Origin of the sequence: Maricaulis sp. W15 (assembly GCF_001924955.1) — a bacterium.
Classification (GTDB): domain Bacteria; phylum Pseudomonadota; class Alphaproteobacteria; order Caulobacterales; family Maricaulaceae; genus Maricaulis; species Maricaulis maris.
In genome coordinates, this window is the sequence record NZ_LQXG01000012.1 from 489,316 (window position 1) to 507,923 (window position 18,608).

At 61.8% G+C, this 18,608-nt stretch carries 22 protein-coding genes; 3 read left to right on the forward strand and 19 right to left on the reverse strand.

Annotation, left to right across the window (positions count from 1 at the left end; translation table 11 throughout):
- Nucleotides 1-470: 470 nt before the first annotated feature.
- The 10 genes from AWH62_RS07765 to glyA all read right to left on the reverse strand — a co-directional run bounded on the left by AWH62_RS07765 (nucleotide 471) and on the right by glyA (nucleotide 9,317).
- On the reverse strand, nucleotides 471-2,564 hold the full coding sequence (locus AWH62_RS07765) for a sodium-translocating pyrophosphatase (RefSeq protein WP_075189893.1): 2,094 nt from the start codon (nucleotides 2,562-2,564) through the stop codon (nucleotides 471-473).
- A 198-nt stretch (nucleotides 2,565-2,762) separates the two neighbouring features.
- Nucleotides 2,763-3,281 (reverse strand): hypothetical protein, encoded by a 519-nt coding sequence (locus AWH62_RS07770; protein ID WP_075189894.1) that lies wholly within the window; start codon nucleotides 3,279-3,281, stop codon nucleotides 2,763-2,765.
- 40 nt (nucleotides 3,282-3,321) lie between these two features.
- Nucleotides 3,322-4,284 carry a thiamine-phosphate kinase gene (gene thiL / locus AWH62_RS07775; RefSeq protein WP_075189895.1) on the reverse strand — a complete coding sequence of 321 codons (963 nt, stop codon included), beginning with the start codon at nucleotides 4,282-4,284 and terminating at the stop codon, nucleotides 3,322-3,324.
- 3 nt (nucleotides 4,285-4,287) lie between these two features.
- Nucleotides 4,288-4,770: a transcription antitermination factor NusB gene (nusB, locus tag AWH62_RS07780; RefSeq protein ID WP_075189896.1), complete on the reverse strand. Its 483-nt coding sequence runs from the start codon at nucleotides 4,768-4,770 to the stop codon at nucleotides 4,288-4,290.
- Between the two features lie 2 nt (nucleotides 4,771-4,772).
- Nucleotides 4,773-5,201: a 6,7-dimethyl-8-ribityllumazine synthase gene (ribH, locus tag AWH62_RS07785; RefSeq protein WP_075189897.1), complete on the reverse strand. Its 429-nt coding sequence runs from the start codon at nucleotides 5,199-5,201 to the stop codon at nucleotides 4,773-4,775.
- Nucleotides 5,198-6,319 carry a 3,4-dihydroxy-2-butanone-4-phosphate synthase gene (ribB, locus tag AWH62_RS07790; protein WP_075189945.1) on the reverse strand — a complete coding sequence of 374 codons (1,122 nt, stop codon included), beginning with the start codon at nucleotides 6,317-6,319 and terminating at the stop codon, nucleotides 5,198-5,200. Before ribB ends, ribH begins: the two co-directional genes overlap by 4 nt.
- Nucleotides 6,320-6,334: 15 nt before the next feature.
- Nucleotides 6,335-6,940 carry a riboflavin synthase gene (locus AWH62_RS07795; protein ID WP_075189898.1) on the reverse strand — a complete coding sequence of 202 codons (606 nt, stop codon included), beginning with the start codon at nucleotides 6,938-6,940 and terminating at the stop codon, nucleotides 6,335-6,337.
- Nucleotides 6,940-7,515 (reverse strand): RibD family protein, encoded by a 576-nt coding sequence (locus tag AWH62_RS07800; RefSeq protein ID WP_075189899.1) that lies wholly within the window; start codon nucleotides 7,513-7,515, stop codon nucleotides 6,940-6,942. Before AWH62_RS07800 ends, AWH62_RS07795 begins: the two co-directional genes overlap by 1 nt.
- Nucleotides 7,512-8,000, reverse strand: a complete 489-nt coding sequence (gene nrdR, locus AWH62_RS07805; protein WP_075189900.1) for a transcriptional regulator NrdR — start codon at nucleotides 7,998-8,000, stop codon at nucleotides 7,512-7,514. The genes AWH62_RS07800 and nrdR overlap by 4 nt, the downstream gene beginning before the upstream one ends.
- Before the next feature lie 9 nt (nucleotides 8,001-8,009).
- A complete protein-coding gene (gene glyA / locus AWH62_RS07810) occupies nucleotides 8,010-9,317 on the reverse strand; it encodes a serine hydroxymethyltransferase (RefSeq protein WP_075189901.1) in 1,308 nt (435 codons plus the stop codon).
- A 267-nt stretch (nucleotides 9,318-9,584) separates the two neighbouring features.
- Here glyA and AWH62_RS07815 point away from each other — a divergent pair, with 267 nt between their 5' ends.
- The gene (locus AWH62_RS07815; RefSeq protein ID WP_075189902.1) at nucleotides 9,585-10,007 is read left to right on the forward strand and encodes a MucR family transcriptional regulator; all 423 of its coding nucleotides are present in this window, start codon (nucleotides 9,585-9,587) and stop codon (nucleotides 10,005-10,007) included.
- A gap of 11 nt (nucleotides 10,008-10,018) precedes the next feature.
- Here the strand turns inward: AWH62_RS07815 and AWH62_RS07820 are convergent, their stop codons facing one another.
- The 9 genes from AWH62_RS07820 to AWH62_RS07860 form a co-directional block, all read right to left on the reverse strand.
- The gene (locus AWH62_RS07820) at nucleotides 10,019-10,246 is read right to left on the reverse strand and encodes a hypothetical protein (protein ID WP_075189903.1); all 228 of its coding nucleotides are present in this window, start codon (nucleotides 10,244-10,246) and stop codon (nucleotides 10,019-10,021) included.
- Nucleotides 10,247-10,276: 30 nt separating this feature from the next.
- Nucleotides 10,277-11,500 carry a 5-aminolevulinate synthase gene (gene hemA, locus AWH62_RS07825; protein ID WP_075189946.1) on the reverse strand — a complete coding sequence of 408 codons (1,224 nt, stop codon included), beginning with the start codon at nucleotides 11,498-11,500 and terminating at the stop codon, nucleotides 10,277-10,279.
- 239 nt (nucleotides 11,501-11,739) lie between these two features.
- The gene (locus tag AWH62_RS07830) at nucleotides 11,740-12,093 is read right to left on the reverse strand and encodes a DUF2200 domain-containing protein (protein WP_075189947.1); all 354 of its coding nucleotides are present in this window, start codon (nucleotides 12,091-12,093) and stop codon (nucleotides 11,740-11,742) included.
- Between the two features lie 207 nt (nucleotides 12,094-12,300).
- Nucleotides 12,301-12,792, reverse strand: a complete 492-nt coding sequence (ldtR, locus tag AWH62_RS07835; RefSeq protein ID WP_075189904.1) for a transcriptional regulator LdtR — start codon at nucleotides 12,790-12,792, stop codon at nucleotides 12,301-12,303.
- A gap of 102 nt (nucleotides 12,793-12,894) precedes the next feature.
- A complete protein-coding gene (mmsB, locus tag AWH62_RS07840; protein WP_075189905.1) occupies nucleotides 12,895-13,788 on the reverse strand; it encodes a 3-hydroxyisobutyrate dehydrogenase in 894 nt (297 codons plus the stop codon).
- Nucleotides 13,789-13,855: 67 nt separating this feature from the next.
- Nucleotides 13,856-14,911, reverse strand: coding sequence for an enoyl-CoA hydratase/isomerase family protein (locus AWH62_RS07845; protein ID WP_075189906.1), 1,056 nt, complete (start codon nucleotides 14,909-14,911; stop codon nucleotides 13,856-13,858).
- 12 nt (nucleotides 14,912-14,923) lie between these two features.
- A complete protein-coding gene (locus AWH62_RS07850; protein ID WP_075189907.1) occupies nucleotides 14,924-15,337 on the reverse strand; it encodes a type II toxin-antitoxin system VapC family toxin in 414 nt (137 codons plus the stop codon).
- On the reverse strand, nucleotides 15,334-15,597 hold the full coding sequence (locus AWH62_RS07855) for a type II toxin-antitoxin system Phd/YefM family antitoxin (RefSeq protein ID WP_075189908.1): 264 nt from the start codon (nucleotides 15,595-15,597) through the stop codon (nucleotides 15,334-15,336). Before AWH62_RS07855 ends, AWH62_RS07850 begins: the two co-directional genes overlap by 4 nt.
- A 66-nt stretch (nucleotides 15,598-15,663) precedes the next feature.
- Entirely contained in the window at nucleotides 15,664-16,800 is a 1,137-nt protein-coding gene (locus tag AWH62_RS07860; RefSeq protein ID WP_075189909.1) for an isobutyryl-CoA dehydrogenase, read from the reverse strand.
- Nucleotides 16,801-16,934: 134 nt separating this feature from the next.
- Between AWH62_RS07860 and hemB the strand changes: the two genes are divergently transcribed.
- Both hemB and AWH62_RS07870 read left to right on the forward strand, forming a co-directional pair.
- Nucleotides 16,935-17,915 carry a porphobilinogen synthase gene (hemB, locus tag AWH62_RS07865; RefSeq protein ID WP_075189910.1) on the forward strand — a complete coding sequence of 327 codons (981 nt, stop codon included), beginning with the start codon at nucleotides 16,935-16,937 and terminating at the stop codon, nucleotides 17,913-17,915.
- 21 nt (nucleotides 17,916-17,936) lie between these two features.
- Entirely contained in the window at nucleotides 17,937-18,311 is a 375-nt protein-coding gene (locus AWH62_RS07870; protein ID WP_075189911.1) for a hypothetical protein, read from the forward strand.
- Nucleotides 18,312-18,608 lie beyond the last annotated feature (297 nt).

Sequence of the window (18,608 nt, forward strand, 5' to 3'; positions counted from 1 at the left end):
AGCTGACCTGACCCCGCCAATCATCGCCGCTCGACGATCCATCGCCACCGCCGAACGATTGCCCCGCGCCGAGCGCGACGTCGACGTGCCGACCCCGCTCCCGCCCACTTGCCGTCTCCCTGGGAGTAAGGTGCGCACAACGCGGATGAGGGGGGAAACGCCTCCGCCCACCGGGACTTGCCCCTCACCCTGACCCTCTCCCAAGGGAGAGGGAAAGCGCGCCACATAAAAAAATCGAGAACACTTGTCCGCCCCCCTTTTCGCCCACCCCATCATCACTCCCGTTCCCAGGCCATGGATCGGTTATCCAGGGGATTGGGGAGAGCGAAGCGCATCCGGTCTGGCGGGCCTGTCAGGCCGCCTATTCCGACGCCGAGGAAACCTGGAAATCGCGCTGCGAGACCCTGGCAAAAAGAAGGAGCTCCGGCCGCTGGCCGGAGCTCCCAGATCGTCTCGATGATCCTGCCTGACTAGTGGGCCAGGAAGGCCAGCAGCAGCAAGGCCACGATATTGGTGATCTTGATCATCGGGTTCACAGCCGGGCCGGCGGTGTCCTTGTAGGGATCACCAACGGTATCGCCGGTCACGGAGGCCTTGTGGGCTTCCGAGCCCTTGCCGCCATGATGGCCGTCTTCGATATACTTCTTGGCATTGTCCCAAGCGCCGCCGCCGACAGTCATGGAGACCGCGACAAACAGGCCATTGACGATGACACCCAGAAGCATCGCGCCGACTGCCGCCAGTGCCTGCGCCTGACCGGCGATGGCATTGATGGCAAAGTAGAGCACGATCGGCGACAGGACGGGCAGAAGCGATGGCACGATCATCTCGCGGATCGCTGCCTTGGTCAGGATGTCCACGGCGCGGCCATAATCCGGCTTTGCCTTGTACTCCATGATGCCCGGGATTTCCTTGAACTGGCGGCGCACTTCGGCGACCACGGCCGTGGCCGCACGGCCCACCGCCATCATCGACATGCCACCGAACAGGTAAGGCAGCAGCCCGCCGAACAGCAGGCCGACGATCACATACGGATTCTCGAGCGAGAAGTCCGGCTGGATGCCAAGCAGGTGTTCAACATCGGTCGTATAGGCCGCAAACAGGACCAAGGCGCCGAGACCGGCGGAACCGATCGCATAGCCCTTGGTGACCGCCTTGGTCGTGTTGCCCACGGCGTCCAGCGTGTCGGTCGTGTTGCGGACGCTTTCATCGAGCCCGGCCATTTCAGCGATACCGCCGGCATTATCGGTGACCGGGCCGAAGGCATCGAGAGCCACGATCAAGCCAGCGAGCGCCAGCATGGTTGTCACCGAGATGGCAATGCCGAACAGGCCCGCCAGCATGTAGGTGCCGAGGATGCCGCCAATGATGATCAGGGCCGGCAGCGCCGTCGATTCCAACGAAACCGCGAGGCCCTGGATGACATTCGTGCCGTGCCCGGACTCAGACGCCAGGGCGACCGATTTGACCGGCCGGTACTCGGTGCCGGTGTAGTATTCAGTGACCCAGATAATGGCCGCCGTGACGACCAGGCCGATGATCCCGGAATAGAACAGGTTCATGCCGGTGATCATCTTGCCATTGACCTCGGCGATATCGCCCATGCCGATCGTGAAATCGGTCACGAAATAAAGCGCACCGATGGACAAGACACCGGCAACGATGAGGCCCTTGTAGAGCGCCCCCATCACATTGGTGCCCTTGCCCAGGCTGACAAAGAAGGTGCCGATGATGGAGGTGACGATACAAGCCGCCGCGATCATCAGCGGATAGAGCACCATTGTGGTGGCCAGTCCGCCGGTGAAGAAGATGGCGGCGAGCACCATGGTGGCAACCACGGTCACGGCATAGGTCTCGAACAGGTCAGCCGCCATGCCGGCGCAATCACCGACATTGTCACCGACATTATCGGCAATGGTGGCGGCGTTGCGCGGATCGTCTTCGGGAATACCCGCTTCAATCTTGCCGACCATGTCGCCACCGACATCCGCACCCTTGGTGAAGATACCGCCGCCGAGACGGGCGAAAATCGAGATCAGCGACGCGCCGAAGCCGAGCGCGACCAAGGAGTCGATGATGACCCGGCCATTCTCTTCACTGCCGAGCACGAAGCCCATCGGACCGGTCAGAATCCAGTAATAGCCAGCGACACCCAGCAGGGCCAAACCGGCGACCAACATGCCGGTCACCGCACCGGAGCGGAACGCGACGGCCAGGCCTGCAGCCAGGCTCGTGCTGGCAGCCTGGGTGGTGCGCACATTCGCGCGGACCGAGACCAGCATGCCGATAAAACCGGCAGCGCCCGACAGGACGGCGCCAATGGCGAAGCCCAGCGCGACCTGCCAACCAAGGAAGACGGCGATCAGGACGCAGACGGCGACGCCGACGATGCCGATGGTGGTGTATTGACGTTTGAGGTAGGCGTTCGCGCCTTCCTGAATGGCCGATGCGATTTCCTGCATCTTCTCAGTGCCTGCACTCGCCGCCATCAAACGCTGGGTCTGCACGACCCCGTAGATGATGGCGAGAACAGCTGCCGCAATGGCCAACAAAAGCATGTTCATGGATTCCAGCCCCGTTTGTTCACTTCGTTGTGGTCTCGGAATGAATGCAGGGAGTCATGCGCGTGTGCCCACGCCGACCTTAGACATCTCCCCGCTTTTGTTCTTATTGTTGGGGGGACTATGCCCAAAGCATTAGAGCGGTGCAACACGCACTCTTTAACAAGTCAAAACATTGACTTGCTGCAGCGCAATATAGAATTATCGACGAAAGAGCCGGGTATCGGCATTGCGAATCTCGACGCGCTCGATTGCCCGCGGTCCGTAATGCTCGGCCAACGCCGCCTGCCACACGGCCACCGCCCGCGTCACGTCGAGGCCGGAGCCTTCGACATTGGACACGGAATTGCGATAGGCCGCCCGGACGGCAGCATCGAGCGCGTAATGCGCGTCGTCGCGGATGGACCAGATATTCTGCCCGTCAGCGATCCGGACCCGGATCTGCACGTAGGCAAAGCCGGTCAGCCGGCCTTCGCGCGACAAGGGCGCGACCACGGTCGGCATGGTGAAGGAACGCGGATCATCCTCGTCCTCTTCCTCGACTTCGTCCTCTTCGTCGTCGGACCCGGCAAGATTGAAGAGCGTCAGGATGCGGTTGCCACGCTGGCCGCCTTCGGAGTCATTTCCGGAATCCGCCGGCGGCGACGCCAAGGCAAAGCCCGGCACTGGCGAAGCCGACACCAGAAGGGCAGCAAACAGGAATGCAAAGACGGAACGCATGACAGCCTCTCAATCACGACAGGAGACTGGCAGACTTGCCTCAAAAATGCGTAAACCCGGCCGTTTGCGGCTCAAGGCGGCGCCCGTCGGCGGTTTCGGCCACGACGCCGGCCCCATCACGCACCGCACCAATCCGGGTCAACGACAGACCAAGCCGACCGCCCAGCGCTGTCAGCGCAGCGCTGTCGTCCGACGATGCGGTAAACAGGAGTTCATAATCATCACCCGAGGTCAAAAGCGTTTCGACCTGTCCACCGTCGCGCAGCCAAGCGTGCGCGGTGGGCGAATGCGGCACGGCATCGACATCAATCCGGATCGCACAGCGGCTCGCCGTCGCGACATGACCGGCATCGGCCAGCAACCCGTCAGAGACGTCAATTGCTGCACTGGCGAAACCGCGCAGCGCCTCCCCGAGCGCCAAGCGCGGCTCTGGCGCCTCATAGGCGGCGCGACAAGCGGCGAGGTCGCCCCCTGCCCCACCGGCCGCCTTCAGGCCAAGACCGGCATCGCCAACCACGCCGGAGATCCAGACATCATCGCCAATACGCGCGCCGTTGCGACGCAGCGCGGTTCCGGCCGGCACGGTTCCGACCAGGGTGAGGCTGATCGTCAGGGGGCCCGGTGTCGATGTGGTGTCGCCGCCGATCAGGGTGAGACCGAACCCCGCCTGCTCACGGTGCAAGGCAGCCGTGAACGCGGCGCGCCAATCGGCATCCAGATCGCGCGGCCAGGCGATGGCCGACAGATAGGCCCGCGGAACAGCGCCCATGGCGGCCAGGTCTGACAGGTTGGTCCGCAGCGCCCGGCTGGCGACGACTTGCGGCGTGTCGGTCTCGAGGAAATGCACGCCGGCAACCAGTGTGTCGCAGGCCAGCACCAGATCCTCGCCCGCTCCGGGTGTCAGCAAGGCGGCGTCGTCGGCCAGGTCGAGAGCGGCGGGATCGCCTTCTGTCAGCGGCTGCAGCCGCTGTCGGATGAAGTCGAACTCGCCGTCCCCGGCCATCGCCTAGAATTCGTCCGGACGGGCGCCGCGGGCGCAGCGATCAAAGGCTGCATTGATGAATTTGGGTTCCGAGCCCTCGAAGAAGGCATTGGCGACCTCAATATATTCGTCGATCACAACGCGGGCCGGGACATCCTTGCGGTACAGGAGTTCAAACCCGCCGACACGCAGGATCGCACGCACGGTCGCATCGAGACGTTCCAGGCGCCATTTGTCGGCCAGCAGCGCATCCATCGCCGGATCGACCTCGGCCTGGCGCTCGACCACGCCGGCCACCAGGCTCTCGAAGAAATCCTCATCCGCCTCAACATATTCCGGACCTTCATGGTCGGCGCCGAAACGATGGTCGCGAAACTCGCGGATGACAGCACTGGCACCCAGCCCGCCGATTTCCATCTGGTAGAGCGCCTGAACGGCGGACAGACGGGCCGCCCGGCGCAGACGGGCGCGGCTTTCCGACGGGGTTTCCTTGCTGGCAGTGGCCATGCTCACGCGCTCCTGAAGCGATTGCGCAGCTCGATCAACATCATCGCTGCATTGGCTGCGTCCGCGCCTTTATTCTTGTCGACCGCCCGCTTCAAGGCCTGGGCGCGGTTCTCGACCGTCAGGATACCATTTCCGACGGGAATGGCACGCAGGTTCAAATCCATGATTCCCCGCGCGGATTCGCCGCAGACATAGTCGTAATGAGAGGTTTCGCCACGAATGACACATCCCAAAGCAACATAGCCGTCATAGCCGGCCCCGGCCTTTTCGGCCTGGGCGATGGTGCCTGGGATTTCCAGCGCGCCCGGCACTTCCACGATGTCAAAGGCCAAGCCCTTGGCTTCGATGGCTTCAACGGCGCCCTTGATCAGGGCATCGGCGATATCACGGTAGAAGGTGCCCGCAATGATGAGATATTTCGGCGCGCTCATGCGTCACCCTCCGGAAAATGCCGCTCTTCGCGGATGGACAGACCATATCCTTCCAAGCCCACAATCGTCTGCGGCTTGGTTGACAAAAGCACCATGTCGCGCACGCCGAGATCGAGCAGGATCTGGGCGCCGACACCATATTCGCGCAGACGCCGCGCTTCACGCTCGCCCTGCGGCAGGCTGGGATGGGCGCCAAGGCGCTCGATGATGGCGGTGTGCGACGTCTCGCGGATAAAGACCATCACTGCCGGTCCCTTGGCCTCAGCGATGGCGCGGATCCCGGCCTCGATCAGTTCCCCGCGTGGACCGCTCTCATGCAGGACATCGTCGACGAAACTGACCTTGTGCATGCGCACCATCGTGGGTTCCGACGCATTCGGTTCACCCTTGACCAGCGCCACATGCTCGGCGCCGTCCAGGGTGTTGCGGAAGACGATCAGTTTGAACGGACCGCCAAATTGACTGGTGAACTCGCTTTCGATCCGGCGCTCGATGAAGCGGTCATTCTTGCGACGATAGGCAATCAGGTCGGCAATCGTGCCGATCTTAAGACCGTGCAACTGGGCAAAGGCGACGAGGTCCGGCAGGCGCGCCATCGACCCGTCCTCATTCATGATCTCGCAGATCACACCGGCCGAACCGGCACCGGCCAGACGCGCGACATCAACCGAGGCCTCGGTGTGGCCGGCGCGGACCAGCACGCCGCCATCACGGGCAACCAGCGGGAAGACATGGCCCGGCGTGGCGATATCGTCGGCGCCCTTGGACGGGTCGGTCGCAACTTCGATGGTACGGGCCCGGTCATGTGCGGAAATGCCGGTGGTGACGCCCTCACGCGCTTCGATCGAGGTGGTGAAGGCGGTCTGGTGGCGCGAGCGATTGTCGCTGGACATCAATTTGAGATCGAGCTGTTCGACCCGCTCCTGGCTCATCGCCAGGCAGATCAGGCCGCGGCCATGCTTGGCCATGAAGTTGACCGCGTCCGGCGTGGCGAACTTCGCGGGGATGACCAGGTCGCCCTCATTCTCGCGGTCCTCGGCATCGACCAGGATGAACATGCGCCCATTGCGCGCATCCTCGATGACGTCCTCGATGGGGGAAAGTGGGATGTCGCTCACGCGCGTCTCCAAATATCAGGCCGGCGAGAATTCGCTCAGGCGGGCGGCGTAGCGCGCCATGAGGTCAACCTCAAGATTGACGTGTGCGCCAATTTGCAGCGCGCCCAGCGTCGTGACCTCGGCGGTGTGGGGAATGATCATCAGATCAAAGCTGTCAGCGGTCACGTCATTGACGGTCAGCGACACGCCGTCAACGGTGATCGAACCCTTGCGGGCGATGAAACGGTTGAGTTCGGCCGGGGGCCGCACGGTCAGCACGATCCACTCGCCCTCATCGCGCCGCTCGACAAGTTCGCCGACACCATCGACATGGCCGGTAACCAGGTGCCCGCCCAGCTCCTCGCCCATCGCCAGGGCGCGTTCGAGATTGACCGGGTCGCCCTCGCGCCAACCACCGAGCGTGGTCAGCCGAAGCGTCTCCGGGGAAATTTCGACCGCAAACCAGCAGCCCTCGCCGCTCGCGCCCTTGTCGACCACGGTCAGGCAGGCGCCGGCATGGGCGATCGACGCACCGAGCGCGATCGTGTCGGCGTCGTACGGTGCCTCGATTTCAAAGCGTCGCACATTTTGACCACTGATCGCGCGGATGCGGCCCTTGGCGGTGACAATCCCGGTGAACATCAGCGGATCCGTTCATATGTTTCCTGCAGGTCGGCGCCGCGCTCGACGACACCGGTCCGCCTGAAAATGGGGGCTTTGTCGAGTGTCTCAAGGCCCAGCGCTGCCATCACAGGCAATCCGTCACCGCCGAGAACGATCGGAGCGCGGAACCATTCGATGCAATCAACCAGGTTCGCCTTGATCATGGCGGCGGCTATCTTGCCACCCGCCTCGACCATCACACGCTCATGGCCGGTGATGGCGCGAGCAACATCACGGTGCGGGATCAAGGTCACCGACCGGTCGCCGCCCTTGAACACGGCGGCATCGCCCGGTGTCCGCCCGGTTGAGTCCATGATGATGACATCCGGCTGGCGCTCGCAGCCGCCTTCGGGCCGAGCCGTCAATTGCGGGTTATCGGCCAGTATGGTGCCGATACCGGTGAGAATGGCATCATGCGCCGCCCGCATCCGGTGCACCACGGCACGGCTTTCGGGACCGGTGATCCATTTGGACGCGCCATTGCCCAGCGCAATCATGCCGTCGAGCGAGGTGGCAAGCTTGAGCGTGACCCGCGGTCGCTCGGTGCCGGTCATGCCCCGCCGTCGTCGTCAGGTTCGCCGAAATGAGCGGTGAGCGCTTCATCGGTGATGAATTCGCGGAAATCCTCAACCTTGTGGAAGTCCTTGTAGACCGAGGCGTAGCGGACATAGGCCACAGCATCGAGGTTTTTCAGGCCTTCCATCACCAGTTCACCGACGCGATCCGAGGTGACATCGGTCTCGCCGGTCGATTCGAGGCGGCGCACGATGCCGGAAATCATCTGGTCGATCCGGTCCGGTTCGATATTGCGCTTCTGCATCGCCAGCTGGATCGAGCGATTGAGCTTTTCACGATCAAACGGCACCCGGCGTCCCGACTTCTTCATCACCGTCAGCTCGCGCAGCTGCACGCGCTCGAACGTGGTGAAACGGGCCGCGCAGGACGGGCATTGCCGCCGACGCCGGATGGCATTCCCGTCCTCGGCAGGACGGGAATCTTTGACCTGGGTGTCAGGATGACCGCAAAAAGGACAACGCATGCGCGTATCTTAGGCCAGTTCGGGATAGATGGGGAAGCGTGCCGTGAGCGCCTTCACCGCCTCGCGCACTTCAGCCTCGATTTCGGCATTGCCGTCGGGCGCATCAACCAAGGAGTCGAGGACCTTCACCATCAACTCGCCAACCAAGGTAAATTCGGCTTCACCGAAGCCTCGCGTGGTCGCGGCAGGCGAGCCGACGCGCAAGCCGGAGGTGACGGTCGGCTTCTCCGGATCGAAAGGAACGCCGTTCTTGTTGCAGGTGATGTAGGCACGCTCGAGCGCCTGCTCGGCAATATTGCCCTTCAGACCCTTGGGGCGCAGGTCAACAAGTGCGAGATGACTGTCGGTGCCGCCCGACACGATCGCATATCCGCCATCGGTGATGGCCTTGGCCAGCGCTTGGCAATTGGCGACGACCTGTTTGACATAATCCTTGAATTCCGGCTGCAGCGCTTCACCGAAGGCCACGGCCTTGCCGGCGATGACATGCATCAGCGGGCCACCCTGCAGGCCCGGGAAAATGGCCGAATTGAACTTCTTGCCGAGATCGGCGTCATTGGTAAGGATCATGCCGCCACGCGGGCCGCGCAAGGTCTTGTGGGTCGTCGTGGTACAGACATGGGCATGCGGCATCGGATTGGGATAGACGCCACCAGCGACCAGACCGGCCACATGCGCCATATCGACCATGAACCAGGCGCCAACCTCATCGGCGATCTTGCGGAATTCAGCAAAATCGATCTCGCGCGGATAAGCCGAGCCTCCGGCAATGATCAGCTGTGGCCGGACCTCCTGCGCCTTGGCGCGTACCGCGTCATAGTCGATGCGCGCATCGCTCTCGCGCACGCCATAGCTCTCGGCCTTGAACCATTTGCCGGACATGTTCGGGCGGGCGCCGTGGGTGAGGTGTCCACCCGCGTCCAGCGACATGCCGAGAATGGTATCACCCGGCTGAAGCAGGGCGAGGAAAACGCCCTGGTTGGCCTGGCTGCCGGAATTGGGCTGGACATTGGCGTACTGGGCGCCGAACAGCGCCTTGGCGCGCTCGATGGCCAGCGTCTCGACCACATCGACATGCTCGCAGCCGCCATAATAACGACGACCAGGATAACCCTCCGCGTATTTGTTGGTCAGCGGCGAGCCTTGTGCCTCGAGCACGGCTCGCGACACGATATTCTCCGACGCAATCAGCTCGACCTGGCTCTGCTGGCGCTGGATTTCCTCATGAATGGCGTGCGCGATCTCACGATCACTCTCGACGATGGAGCGCGTGAAAAACGGGCTTTCACTACCGGCTTCGACCTGGGTATCGGGCATGACACATCCTCATCATATTTGACCCGTGTGATAAGGTGCTGCTCCCGACGGGGCAAGCGGGCAATTGACGGTATGACAGGTCTGCTGCCCACCAGCCCAGGTCAGCCAGTTTACTTACGCAGTGTTATGTGTGGTATCGCGCATGAAAGATATTCATACTCACACGCTTGAACTGAACATCAACTCATAATACCGATCACCCATTGCAATAATGAATGAAGTCACCACTTGTGACAAAAGCAAGACAACGTTTGAAAGGTTGCCCCGATGGCCGAAGACATGCTCCCTGACGTCGACAAGGAAGAATTGCTGCGAATGACGACCGATGTCGTCGCATCTTATCTCTCGCACAACTCCATGCCGGCAGATAATGTTCCTGACCTGATCCGGTCTGTCCACGCAACCATGAAGGAAGTTTCGGAATCCGAAGTGAAGCCGGAGCCGAAGACCAAACCGGCCGTTGCCGTGTCCAAGTCTGTCGCCGACGACTACATTGTCTGTCTGGAAGACGGCAAGAAACTGAAAATGCTCAAGCGCTATCTGCGCTCGCAATACAACATGTCGCCGGATGATTATCGCCGGAAATGGGGCCTGCCCTCGGATTACCCGATGGTCGCACCAGCCTATTCGCGCAAGCGCTCGCAGTTTGCCAAGGATATCGGTCTGGGCCGCGGCAAGAAAGACGGCTAAGCCGACCGCGTCTAGACTTCGATTCCACGACGGCCGGGCCTTGTGTCCGGCCGTTTTTCGTTGGCGGAGGCGCGCTTGAGTTTCCAGGCCAGCTTGGCCCGGGCCAGATCGTCGATACTGGCCCGCGGCGTGTTTGACGGCACCTGAAAGACAACTTCTTCAGCCGTCGTGGCGTCGATCGCCGCAACGCGCAACGCATTCCCCACACGCTGGATTTCGACGAATATGTCGCCGGCCATCTTGCTACCTCGGCATGCGGGCGCTGCCTGTCAGGCCCGGGCCACCCCGGTCTGTTCGCAAGCCCGTTCCCAGACATCATCGAGAGCGGCAATGAGTTGGTCAAACATTTCATCGCTGTGCAGCGGTGTCGGTGTCAGCCGTAAGCGCTCGGTTCCGCGCGGTACCGTCGGATAATTGATCGGCTGCACGTAGATGCCGTGATCCTCAAGCAGCATGTCGGACATGCGCTTACACAAGACCGGATCACCGACCTTGACCGGTACGATATGGGTCACCGAGGGCATCACCGGATAACCGGCATCACTGAGCTTGGCCTTGAGCGTCGCGGCACGCTCCTGATGATGTTCGCGCAGATGGTGCGCGGCCTTGAGATATTCGACGCTAGCCCTGGCGCCGGCGGCCAATGCGGGCGGCAGCGCTGTGGTGAAGATGAAACCCGGCGCCAGCGAGCGGATGGCGTCGACGATGGCCCCGTCGGCTGCGATATACCCACCCATCACACCGAAAGCCTTGCCGAGCGTGCCTTCGACAATGTCGATCCGGTCCATCAGCCCTTCGCGCTCGGCGATGCCGGCGCCGCGCAGACCGTAGAGCCCGACGGCATGCACTTCATCGAGATAGGTCAGCGCGCCATATTTCGCGGCCAGGTCACAAACAGCTTCGATCGGACCGATATCACCGTCCATCGAGTAGACGGATTCAAACGCGATGACTTTCGGCGCGTCCGGCGGCGCTGCGGCCAGCAATTCCTCAAGATGGGCGATGTCATTATGGCGCCAGATCCGCTTTTCACAGCGCGCGCCCTTCACGCCTTCGATCATCGAGGCGTGATTGAGTTCATCGGAGAACATGATCAGGCCCGGCAGGATCTTGCCCAGCGTCGCCAGCGTCGCCTCATTGGCAATATAGCCCGAGGTGAACAGCAGCGCCGCATCCTTCTGGTGCAGGTCGGCGAGCGAGCGCTCCAGTTCGACATGGTAATGCGTGGTGCCGGAAATATTGCGCGTCCCGCCAGCGCCGGACCCGACATCATCGATCGCTTTTTTCATCGACTCGACGACGCAGGGCAATTGCCCCATGCCGAGATAATCATTCGAGCACCAGACCGTGACGTCCCGCACCTTGCCGTCTTCCGAGCGCCAGCGCGCTACCGGAAACTCGCCCTTGCGACGCAGCAGGTCGGCGAAGACGCGATAGCGCCCTTCGGCCTTGACGCGGCGGACAGCATCTTCAAAGGCGCGTTCATAATTCATCTCGGGGCCTTTCATGGTGCGTGCCCGATCAAGTCGTGATCTCGCAGACTGTCTAACCGCATTGCCGTGCCAGGGCGACAGGACAGACAGCCGCACCCCCATGAAATATCACAATAACCTGCAGTGATGCGAGCTATACCCGTATAATATTCGGGGCTTGCATGCCCCAAACACCAACTGCACAAATCCGTCGGGTGGGATTCACAGGACGATCGCCACAGCCAGGCTTCGGTTGAGCGCTATTGCGAACGGAGAATCTTCGCCATCGCCTTGCCGCGCGCCAACTCGTCCACCAACTTGTCGAGATAGCGTATCTCGCGCATCGTCGGATCCTCGACCTCTTCGACGCGAACGCCGCACACAACCCCCTTGATCAACGCACGATCCGGATTGAGGCGGGGCGCCGAACCGAAGAAAGTCTCGAAATCCGTCTTATCGGCAATCCGGGCATCGAGTTCGGTATCACTATAACCGGTCAACCAGCCAATGATGGCGTCCACCTCCGCCTTCGTCCGCCCCTTCTTCTCCGCCTTGGCAACATAGTGCGGATAAACGGAAGCGAAACTTGTGGTGAAAATACGGTGCTTGGCCACGCAACATCCCTGAATATCTGCCCGCAAGCCGTTGATCATCACGACTTGGCCCGCGGCATGGCGTCGATTTTACCACAAAATGCCGGGCGATCGACCGATGCAGACCGGGCGCAAATACCGCAAACAGAAAAAGGTGCATGCCGGTCCGGAATGCACCTTCCTCGTGTTGCAGAAGACCTAGTGTGACGCAGGCAGACCGGCCGCGCGTTACATCCTGAAGCGGATATGATCGGCCCAGAAGCGCTCGATACGGGCGAGCGCGGTGTTCATTCCGGGCAGCTGGTCGACATCGACCCCGCCGACCGGGTTCAGCGCCGTGCCCTGGCGATCGAAAAGCTTGTTGAGATGACCGCACACGGCAAAGCCGCTCTCGGTCAGGCTGACCCGCACCGAGCGCCGATCAACTGCCGAGCGCTCATGGCGGATATAGCCGGCATCAACGAGCTTTTTGAGATTGTAGGAGACATTCGAGCCAAGATAATGGCCGCGTGTGCGCAATTCGCCGGCGGTCAATTCCTGGTCACCGATGTTGAACAGCAACAGAGCCTGCACACTGTTCAGATCATCCAGCCCTTCGCGGTCCAGCTCATCCTTGACCACATCGAGCAATTGCCGATGGAGACGTTCCACCAGTTGAAGAAGCTCAAGATAATCGGAACTCGGCGCCGCTTCCGGAGCCACGCTTTCTGCCATCGCCATCACACACACTCCACCCGATCTTTGATGATCGTTTTTTACGTTCAGTGGAGACAGTAATGTGAAAGCGCAAAAATCCCCTTAACGGGCACGCTCAAATGCGAATCACCTGTTCTGCCAGCTGCCATCGAGCAGTTTGTAGATACCGGAAAAGTCGGCCGAACCGCCGCCAAGATTGTCGAACATGGCGTAGAGCGCTTCGGCCTGGGCACCCAGCGGCGTGGTTGCGCCGGCGCTTTGCGCGGCGTCCTGGGCCAGCTTGAGATCTTTCAGCATCATCGCTGTCGCAAAGCCCGGCTTGTAGCCGTTATTCGCCGGTGTGGTCGGGATCGGGCCCGGCACCGGGCAATAGGAGGTCATCGACCAGGACTGGCCGGACGCCTTGGAGGCAATGTCGAAGAAATTCTGTTGGTCCAGACCCAGTTTCTCGGCCAGGGCAAACGCCTCGCAGGTGCCGATCATGGTAATCGCCAGCAGCATGTTGTTGCAGATCTTGGCGGCTTGGCCGGCACCGACATCGCCGGCGCGGATCACTGCCTTGCCCATCGCATCGAGGATCGGTTCGGCCGCCGCGAAGTCACTCTCGGAACCACCGACCATGAAGGTCAGCGTGCCAGCCTGTGCCGCTGCGACGCCGCCGGAAACCGGCGCATCGACAAAGCGGAACCCCTTCTCCACCGCGAGCCCGCCGACATGGCGCGCACTGTCGACATCAATGGTCGAGCAATCGAGGAAAAGCGTGCCCGGCGCGGCTGCGCCGAAAATCTGGCCTTCATAGACACCGCGGACATGCTTGCCCGCGGGCAGCATGGTGACCACGGCATCAGAGCCGGTGACCGCATCCACCGCCGAACCGGCGGCTTTGGCGCCCTGCTCCACGGCGTGGGCAACTGCGTCGGCGCTGAGGTCGAAAGCGTGGACCTCATGGCCGGCCTTGACCAGGTTGGCGGCCATGCCGGAGCCCATGTTTCCAAGTCCGATAAAGGCGATGCGGGCCATTTTGTGTCTCCCGGTGGATGGTGGTGTTCTTTGTGGTGTCTTCTTGGTGGTCTGCGTGTCGTGACCGTCAGGCCTCGTCGAGAAAGCTCATCTCATGGGCCGCATCAAGCGGTGCGAACGCCTTTTCGATCGCGCTGTCATCTGCGGCCGGCGCCCATTTCGGTGCCTGATCCTTGTCGATGATCACGGCGCGAACACCCTCGTAGAAATCGGTCCCGGTCAGGCACCAGCTGGACACCCGCAAGTCCTGGCACATCACATCCCCGAAGGAGAGATCAGCGCCCTTGCGCAGGCAGGCCAGGGTCAGTTTGAGCGCGGTCGGTGATTTGGTGGCAAGGATTTTCGCCTGTTTGGCCGACCAGGGGTCACCGGCCGCCTCGATGCGGGCGAGAATCTCTTCGACGCTATCACCGGCAAAGGCCGCATCGATCAGGCCGCGCGTCACCGAGAGGTCACTGTCACCCGGATCGCCGGAATATTCCTCAAGCAGGACTTCCAGCGCATCCTCGCCGGTCAGGTCGGCGGCCTCCAGAGCCGAGACCAGCGCATCGAACTGGCCGGACGGGCAGTAATGCGTGGCGAGGCCCGCGGCGACACAATCGGGAGCTTTCAGACGGGCGCCGGTCAACCCCATCCAGATGCCGATCTCGCCAGCGAGGCGCGGCAGGAAATAGGCGCCGCCGACATCCGGGTGAAAGCCGATCCCGGTTTCCGGCATGGCCAGCATCGTCCGGTCGCCGGCAACCCGGTGCGAGCCATGCACCGACACCCCCACACCGCCGCCCATGGTGATGCCGTCAATCAGGGCGACATAGGGTTTGGGATAATGATGGATCAGCGTGTTGAGCTGGTACTCATCGCGCCAGAACAGCCAAGCCTTGTCGTCGCCCGCCCTGCCGGAATTGTGCAACTGGAGAATATCCCCGCCAGCGCAAAACCCCTTCTCGCCAGCCCCGTCAACGACGATGGCCTGAACCTCATCGTCATTCCGCCAGGCCTGCAGCGCCTCGATCATGGCGAGGCACATGCCATGGGTCAGCGCATTGAGCGCCTTGGGACGATTGAGCGTGATCCGGCCGATCTGGCCGATCTTGCGGGCGATGATTTCGGGTTCGTCGGTCATGTTGGCTCCGCTCTACTCACTCAAGTCGTGACACGGGATGGCGTGTGCCCGCGCCGCCGTCAACAGGGCTCTGTCGCGTGAGACCAGTTCCGCATCGGCTTCGACCGCCAAGGCGAGATAGGCCGTATCATACACGCTGAGCTTCAGCGCAAAGGCGACAGGTGCAAGCTCATATATGCGCTGGGCCGGTCGCGATGGCGCATGACGAATATCTAGAGCCGACAACTCACCCAGACCCTCGTCCAGGTCCAGCACGCCTGCCAACGCGAAGCGGCGCAAGAGGTTGGCCATCTCCCAGGCAAAGACATCCGGCGCGATCAACTCGTAAACGTCCAGCTTGCCGATAAAGGCTTCACTCACCGGCCCTGATTGCGAGCGCACCAACCAGGCGATGGCCGCTGATGCGTCAACGACAAGCGGCGTCACTTCCGATTCTCGTCCTTGATTTCGTCCCAGCCAAGACCGTCCAGTTGCGGCGCTGATGATTGGCGCTCGCGAAAAGCCTTCAAGCGCGCTGCCAATTCCGTACCGGACAGGCGCGGCGGCTCGTCATAGCTGACATCCTTGGCAAGGACCGCAATCCGCTTGCCGTATCGGGTGATCGCGATCGGCCCCTCACCCTGTTCGATCATCTCGAGCAGGGCGGAGAGACGCGTCTTGGCTTCCAGGACACCGACTTCGATCATGATTTTCTCCTGACCAACATTATGGTCAGATCATAACGCGAAACTGGCTTCCCGAACAGCGTTTCCCTACCTCATCACATCCTTGGCAATGATCACCCGCATGATCTCATTCGTACCTTCCAGGATCTGGTGGACGCGGAGATCGCGGACGATGCGTTCGAGCGGATAGTCCTGGAGATAGCCATAACCGCCATGCAGCTGCAGGGCCTGGTTGGCGACGTCGAAACAGGTGTCGGTCGCAAACCGCTTGGCCATCGCGCAATATTTGGCAGCCGACGGGTCACCGGCATCGATCGCCGCGGCGCCACGATAAAGCATCATGCGAGAGGCTTCGAGCTCGGTCGCCATGTCGGCCAGCTTGAACTGGGTGACCTGGAATTGCCCGATCTCGCGGCCGAACTGCTTGCGCGTGCCGACATAGTCTTTCGCCAGCTCGAAAGCCTCGGTCGCCCCGCCCAGAGAGCAGGCCCCGATATTGATGCGGCCGCCATTGAGGCCCTTCATCGCCAGGGTGAAGCCCATCCCCTCTTCCGCCAGAAGATTGGCGGCGGGCACGCGGCAATCCTCGAAGGTGACAACGCGGGTCGGCTGGGCATTCCAGCCCATCTTCCGCTCGTTCGCTCCAAAGGAGAGGCCCGGCGCGTCCTTCTCGACCACGATGGTGGAGATGCCCTTGGGACCGTCTCCGCCGGTGCGGCACATGACGACATAATAATCCGACGTGCCGGCGCCCGAGATGAAGGCCTTCGAACCATTGAGCACATAATGATCGCCATCGCGCACGGCCTTGGTGCGCAGCTGGGCCGCGTCGGAGCCGGCACCCGGCTCGGTCAGGCAGTAAGACGCGATCTTCTCCATCGTCATCATGCCGGGCAGGAAACGCTGGCGCTGCTCCTCATTGCCCCAGCTGTCGATCATCCAGGCACACATATTGTGGATCGACAGGAAGGCTGCCGTCGGCACGCAGCCGCGCGACAGCTCCTCAAAGATGATCGCGGCATCAAGACGCGACAGGGCGGATCCACCGACATCCTCGCGCGTATAAATACCGGCGAAACCGAGCTCGGCGGCTTCGCGCATCACTTCCACGGGGAAGTATTTTTCCTCGTCCCATTTGGCCGCATTGGGCTTCAAACGGTCTTCGGCGAATTTTCTCGCCATGTCGCGGATCAGGGTCTGATCTTCTGTGAGAGCGAAATCCACAGCAGCACTCCTGTTGCTATTCAGTTGTTTGGCAGACAAATCTTGTCCGACGGCTTTGGCCGGAGCCGTAACGCGGGTTTGCCGCGGCGGCAAGATTGATATGTCATTGCAGACGAAGAAGACCAGAGGCCGACATGTATCCCAATACCCGCCTTCGCCGCACCCGCCAGGCCGACTGGTCACGCCGCCTTGTGCGCGAAAATTCCCTGTCGGTGAATGATCTGATCTGGTCGGTCGTGGTGTCGGATACCGCCGATCCGGTCGAGCCTGTTGCCGCCATGCCGGGCGTGGAACGCCTGTCCCTCGCTGCACTGGCGAAGGCCGCCAAGGAAGCGCAGGCCCTGGGCATCCCGGCCATGGCGATCTTCCCGCATATCGATCCGTCAAAGAAGGACGATGCTGGCAGCGAGGCCCTGAACCCGGACGGTCTCGTGCCCAATGCCATCCGTACCATCAAGGATGCCGCTCCCGATCTCGGCGTGATCTGCGATGTCGCGCTCGATCCTTTCACCACGCACGGTCATGACGGCATTTTGCAGGGCGACCGGATCGCCAATGACGAGACCGTCGAACGCCTGATCGAACAGGCCCTGGTCCAGGCCGATGCCGGCTGCGATGTGGTCGCCCCGTCGGACATGATGGATGGCCGCATCGGCGCCATCCGCGAAGCACTGGAAGGTGAAGGCCATCACGACACGATGATCCTCTCCTATGCCGCCAAATATGCTTCGGGTTTTTATGGCCCCTATCGCGAGGCGATCGGCTCGGCCGCTGCCCTGAAGGGCGACAAGCAGACCTATCAGATGGACCCGTCCAATCGCGATGAATGCCTGCGCGAGGTCGAACTCGACATCGCCGAGGGCGCCGACATGGTCATGGTCAAGCCCGGCCTGCCCTATCTCGACATCGTCCGCGCCCTCTCCGACGCCTTCCCCGTCCCGGTCTATGCCTTCCAGGTCTCCGGCGAGTACGCGATGATCGAAGCCGCCGCCGCCAATGGCTGGATCGATGGCGACCGCGTGATGATGGAAAGCCTGCTGGCCTTCAAGCGCGCCGGCGCGGCGGGTGTGGTGACGTATTTCGCGAAGCGGGCGGCGATGAAGTTGGCGGGGTAAACACGGATGGGCTGGGGACGGATGAAATGTCTCGGTTGCGGGCATGTATTCGATGCCTACGTCGCCGAACTCCAGGATAAGCGGCGACAGCTTGGTCCGGCCGGTGAGCCGATATCTCACATTGGGGACTATTATCACTTCACTGGTCGTGACCCGATCCCGCATTGCCCTGAATGCAACTTCGCCCAACGCATGGCGGTCTGGCCATTCATCCCGCTGATCTGTTCGTTTGCATCGGTATGGCTGGCCGGAATGACCATGATGGTCATCTTGCTATCCGACAAGATTCCCGACGAATTCGCCGCGCCCTTGCCATGGATTGTCGGCATATGTTTCGCGGCAAGCTTGGTCTACGCCATCATTGCTCACTCGATCGCCAAGCCGATCCGCTGCTAGCGCCTTTGGCGCCCTTGACCTCAAGAACCGGATACGGCCCGCTGGCTGACAAGTGATTTATGGTCGGCTCCGCGCGAGGCGCCGATTTTTTCGCATCGCGCTCACCCAGTTGTTGTCATCCCTGATGGACGCCCCGCGAAGGTGGGGCGAAAGTCAGGGACCTAGCTGGTCACCGGCACATAGGTCCCTGTGTTTTGCGATGATGTAGGATGGTTGCGCGAAGGAGGCCGTTAGGTCCCTGGCTGCCTTGGCAAGCCGTGAGCGGGTTTGGCCCCTTCGCGCGTACCCAGCGTTTAG

Coding starts and splice junctions, on each gene's coding strand:
- AWH62_RS07765 (WP_075189893.1), bottom strand. CDS start 2,564: ATGAACATGCTTTTGTTGGCCATTGCGGCAGCTGTTCTCGCCATCATC.
- AWH62_RS07770 (WP_075189894.1), bottom strand. CDS start 3,281: ATGCGTTCCGTCTTTGCATTCCTGTTTGCTGCCCTTCTGGTGTCGGCT.
- thiL (WP_075189895.1), bottom strand. CDS start 4,284: ATGGCCGGGGACGGCGAGTTCGACTTCATCCGACAGCGGCTGCAGCCG.
- nusB (WP_075189896.1), bottom strand. CDS start 4,770: ATGGCCACTGCCAGCAAGGAAACCCCGTCGGAAAGCCGCGCCCGTCTG.
- ribH (WP_075189897.1), bottom strand. CDS start 5,201: ATGAGCGCGCCGAAATATCTCATCATTGCGGGCACCTTCTACCGTGAT.
- AWH62_RS07795 (WP_075189898.1), bottom strand. CDS start 6,940: ATGTTCACCGGGATTGTCACCGCCAAGGGCCGCATCCGCGCGATCAGT.
- AWH62_RS07800 (WP_075189899.1), bottom strand. CDS start 7,515: ATGACCGGCACCGAGCGACCGCGGGTCACGCTCAAGCTTGCCACCTCG.
- nrdR (WP_075189900.1), bottom strand. CDS start 8,000: ATGCGTTGTCCTTTTTGCGGTCATCCTGACACCCAGGTCAAAGATTCC.
- glyA (WP_075189901.1), bottom strand. CDS start 9,317: ATGCCCGATACCCAGGTCGAAGCCGGTAGTGAAAGCCCGTTTTTCACG.
- AWH62_RS07815 (WP_075189902.1), top strand. CDS start 9,585: ATGGCCGAAGACATGCTCCCTGACGTCGACAAGGAAGAATTGCTGCGA.
- AWH62_RS07820 (WP_075189903.1), bottom strand. CDS start 10,246: ATGGCCGGCGACATATTCGTCGAAATCCAGCGTGTGGGGAATGCGTTG.
- hemA (WP_075189946.1), bottom strand. CDS start 11,500: ATGAATTATGAACGCGCCTTTGAAGATGCTGTCCGCCGCGTCAAGGCC.
- ldtR (WP_075189904.1), bottom strand. CDS start 12,792: ATGGCGATGGCAGAAAGCGTGGCTCCGGAAGCGGCGCCGAGTTCCGAT.
- mmsB (WP_075189905.1), bottom strand. CDS start 13,788: ATGGCCCGCATCGCCTTTATCGGACTTGGAAACATGGGCTCCGGCATG.
- AWH62_RS07845 (WP_075189906.1), bottom strand. CDS start 14,911: ATGACCGACGAACCCGAAATCATCGCCCGCAAGATCGGCCAGATCGGC.
- AWH62_RS07855 (WP_075189908.1), bottom strand. CDS start 15,597: ATGATCGAAGTCGGTGTCCTGGAAGCCAAGACGCGTCTCTCCGCCCTG.
- hemB (WP_075189910.1), top strand. CDS start 16,935: ATGTATCCCAATACCCGCCTTCGCCGCACCCGCCAGGCCGACTGGTCA.
- AWH62_RS07870 (WP_075189911.1), top strand. CDS start 17,937: ATGAAATGTCTCGGTTGCGGGCATGTATTCGATGCCTACGTCGCCGAA.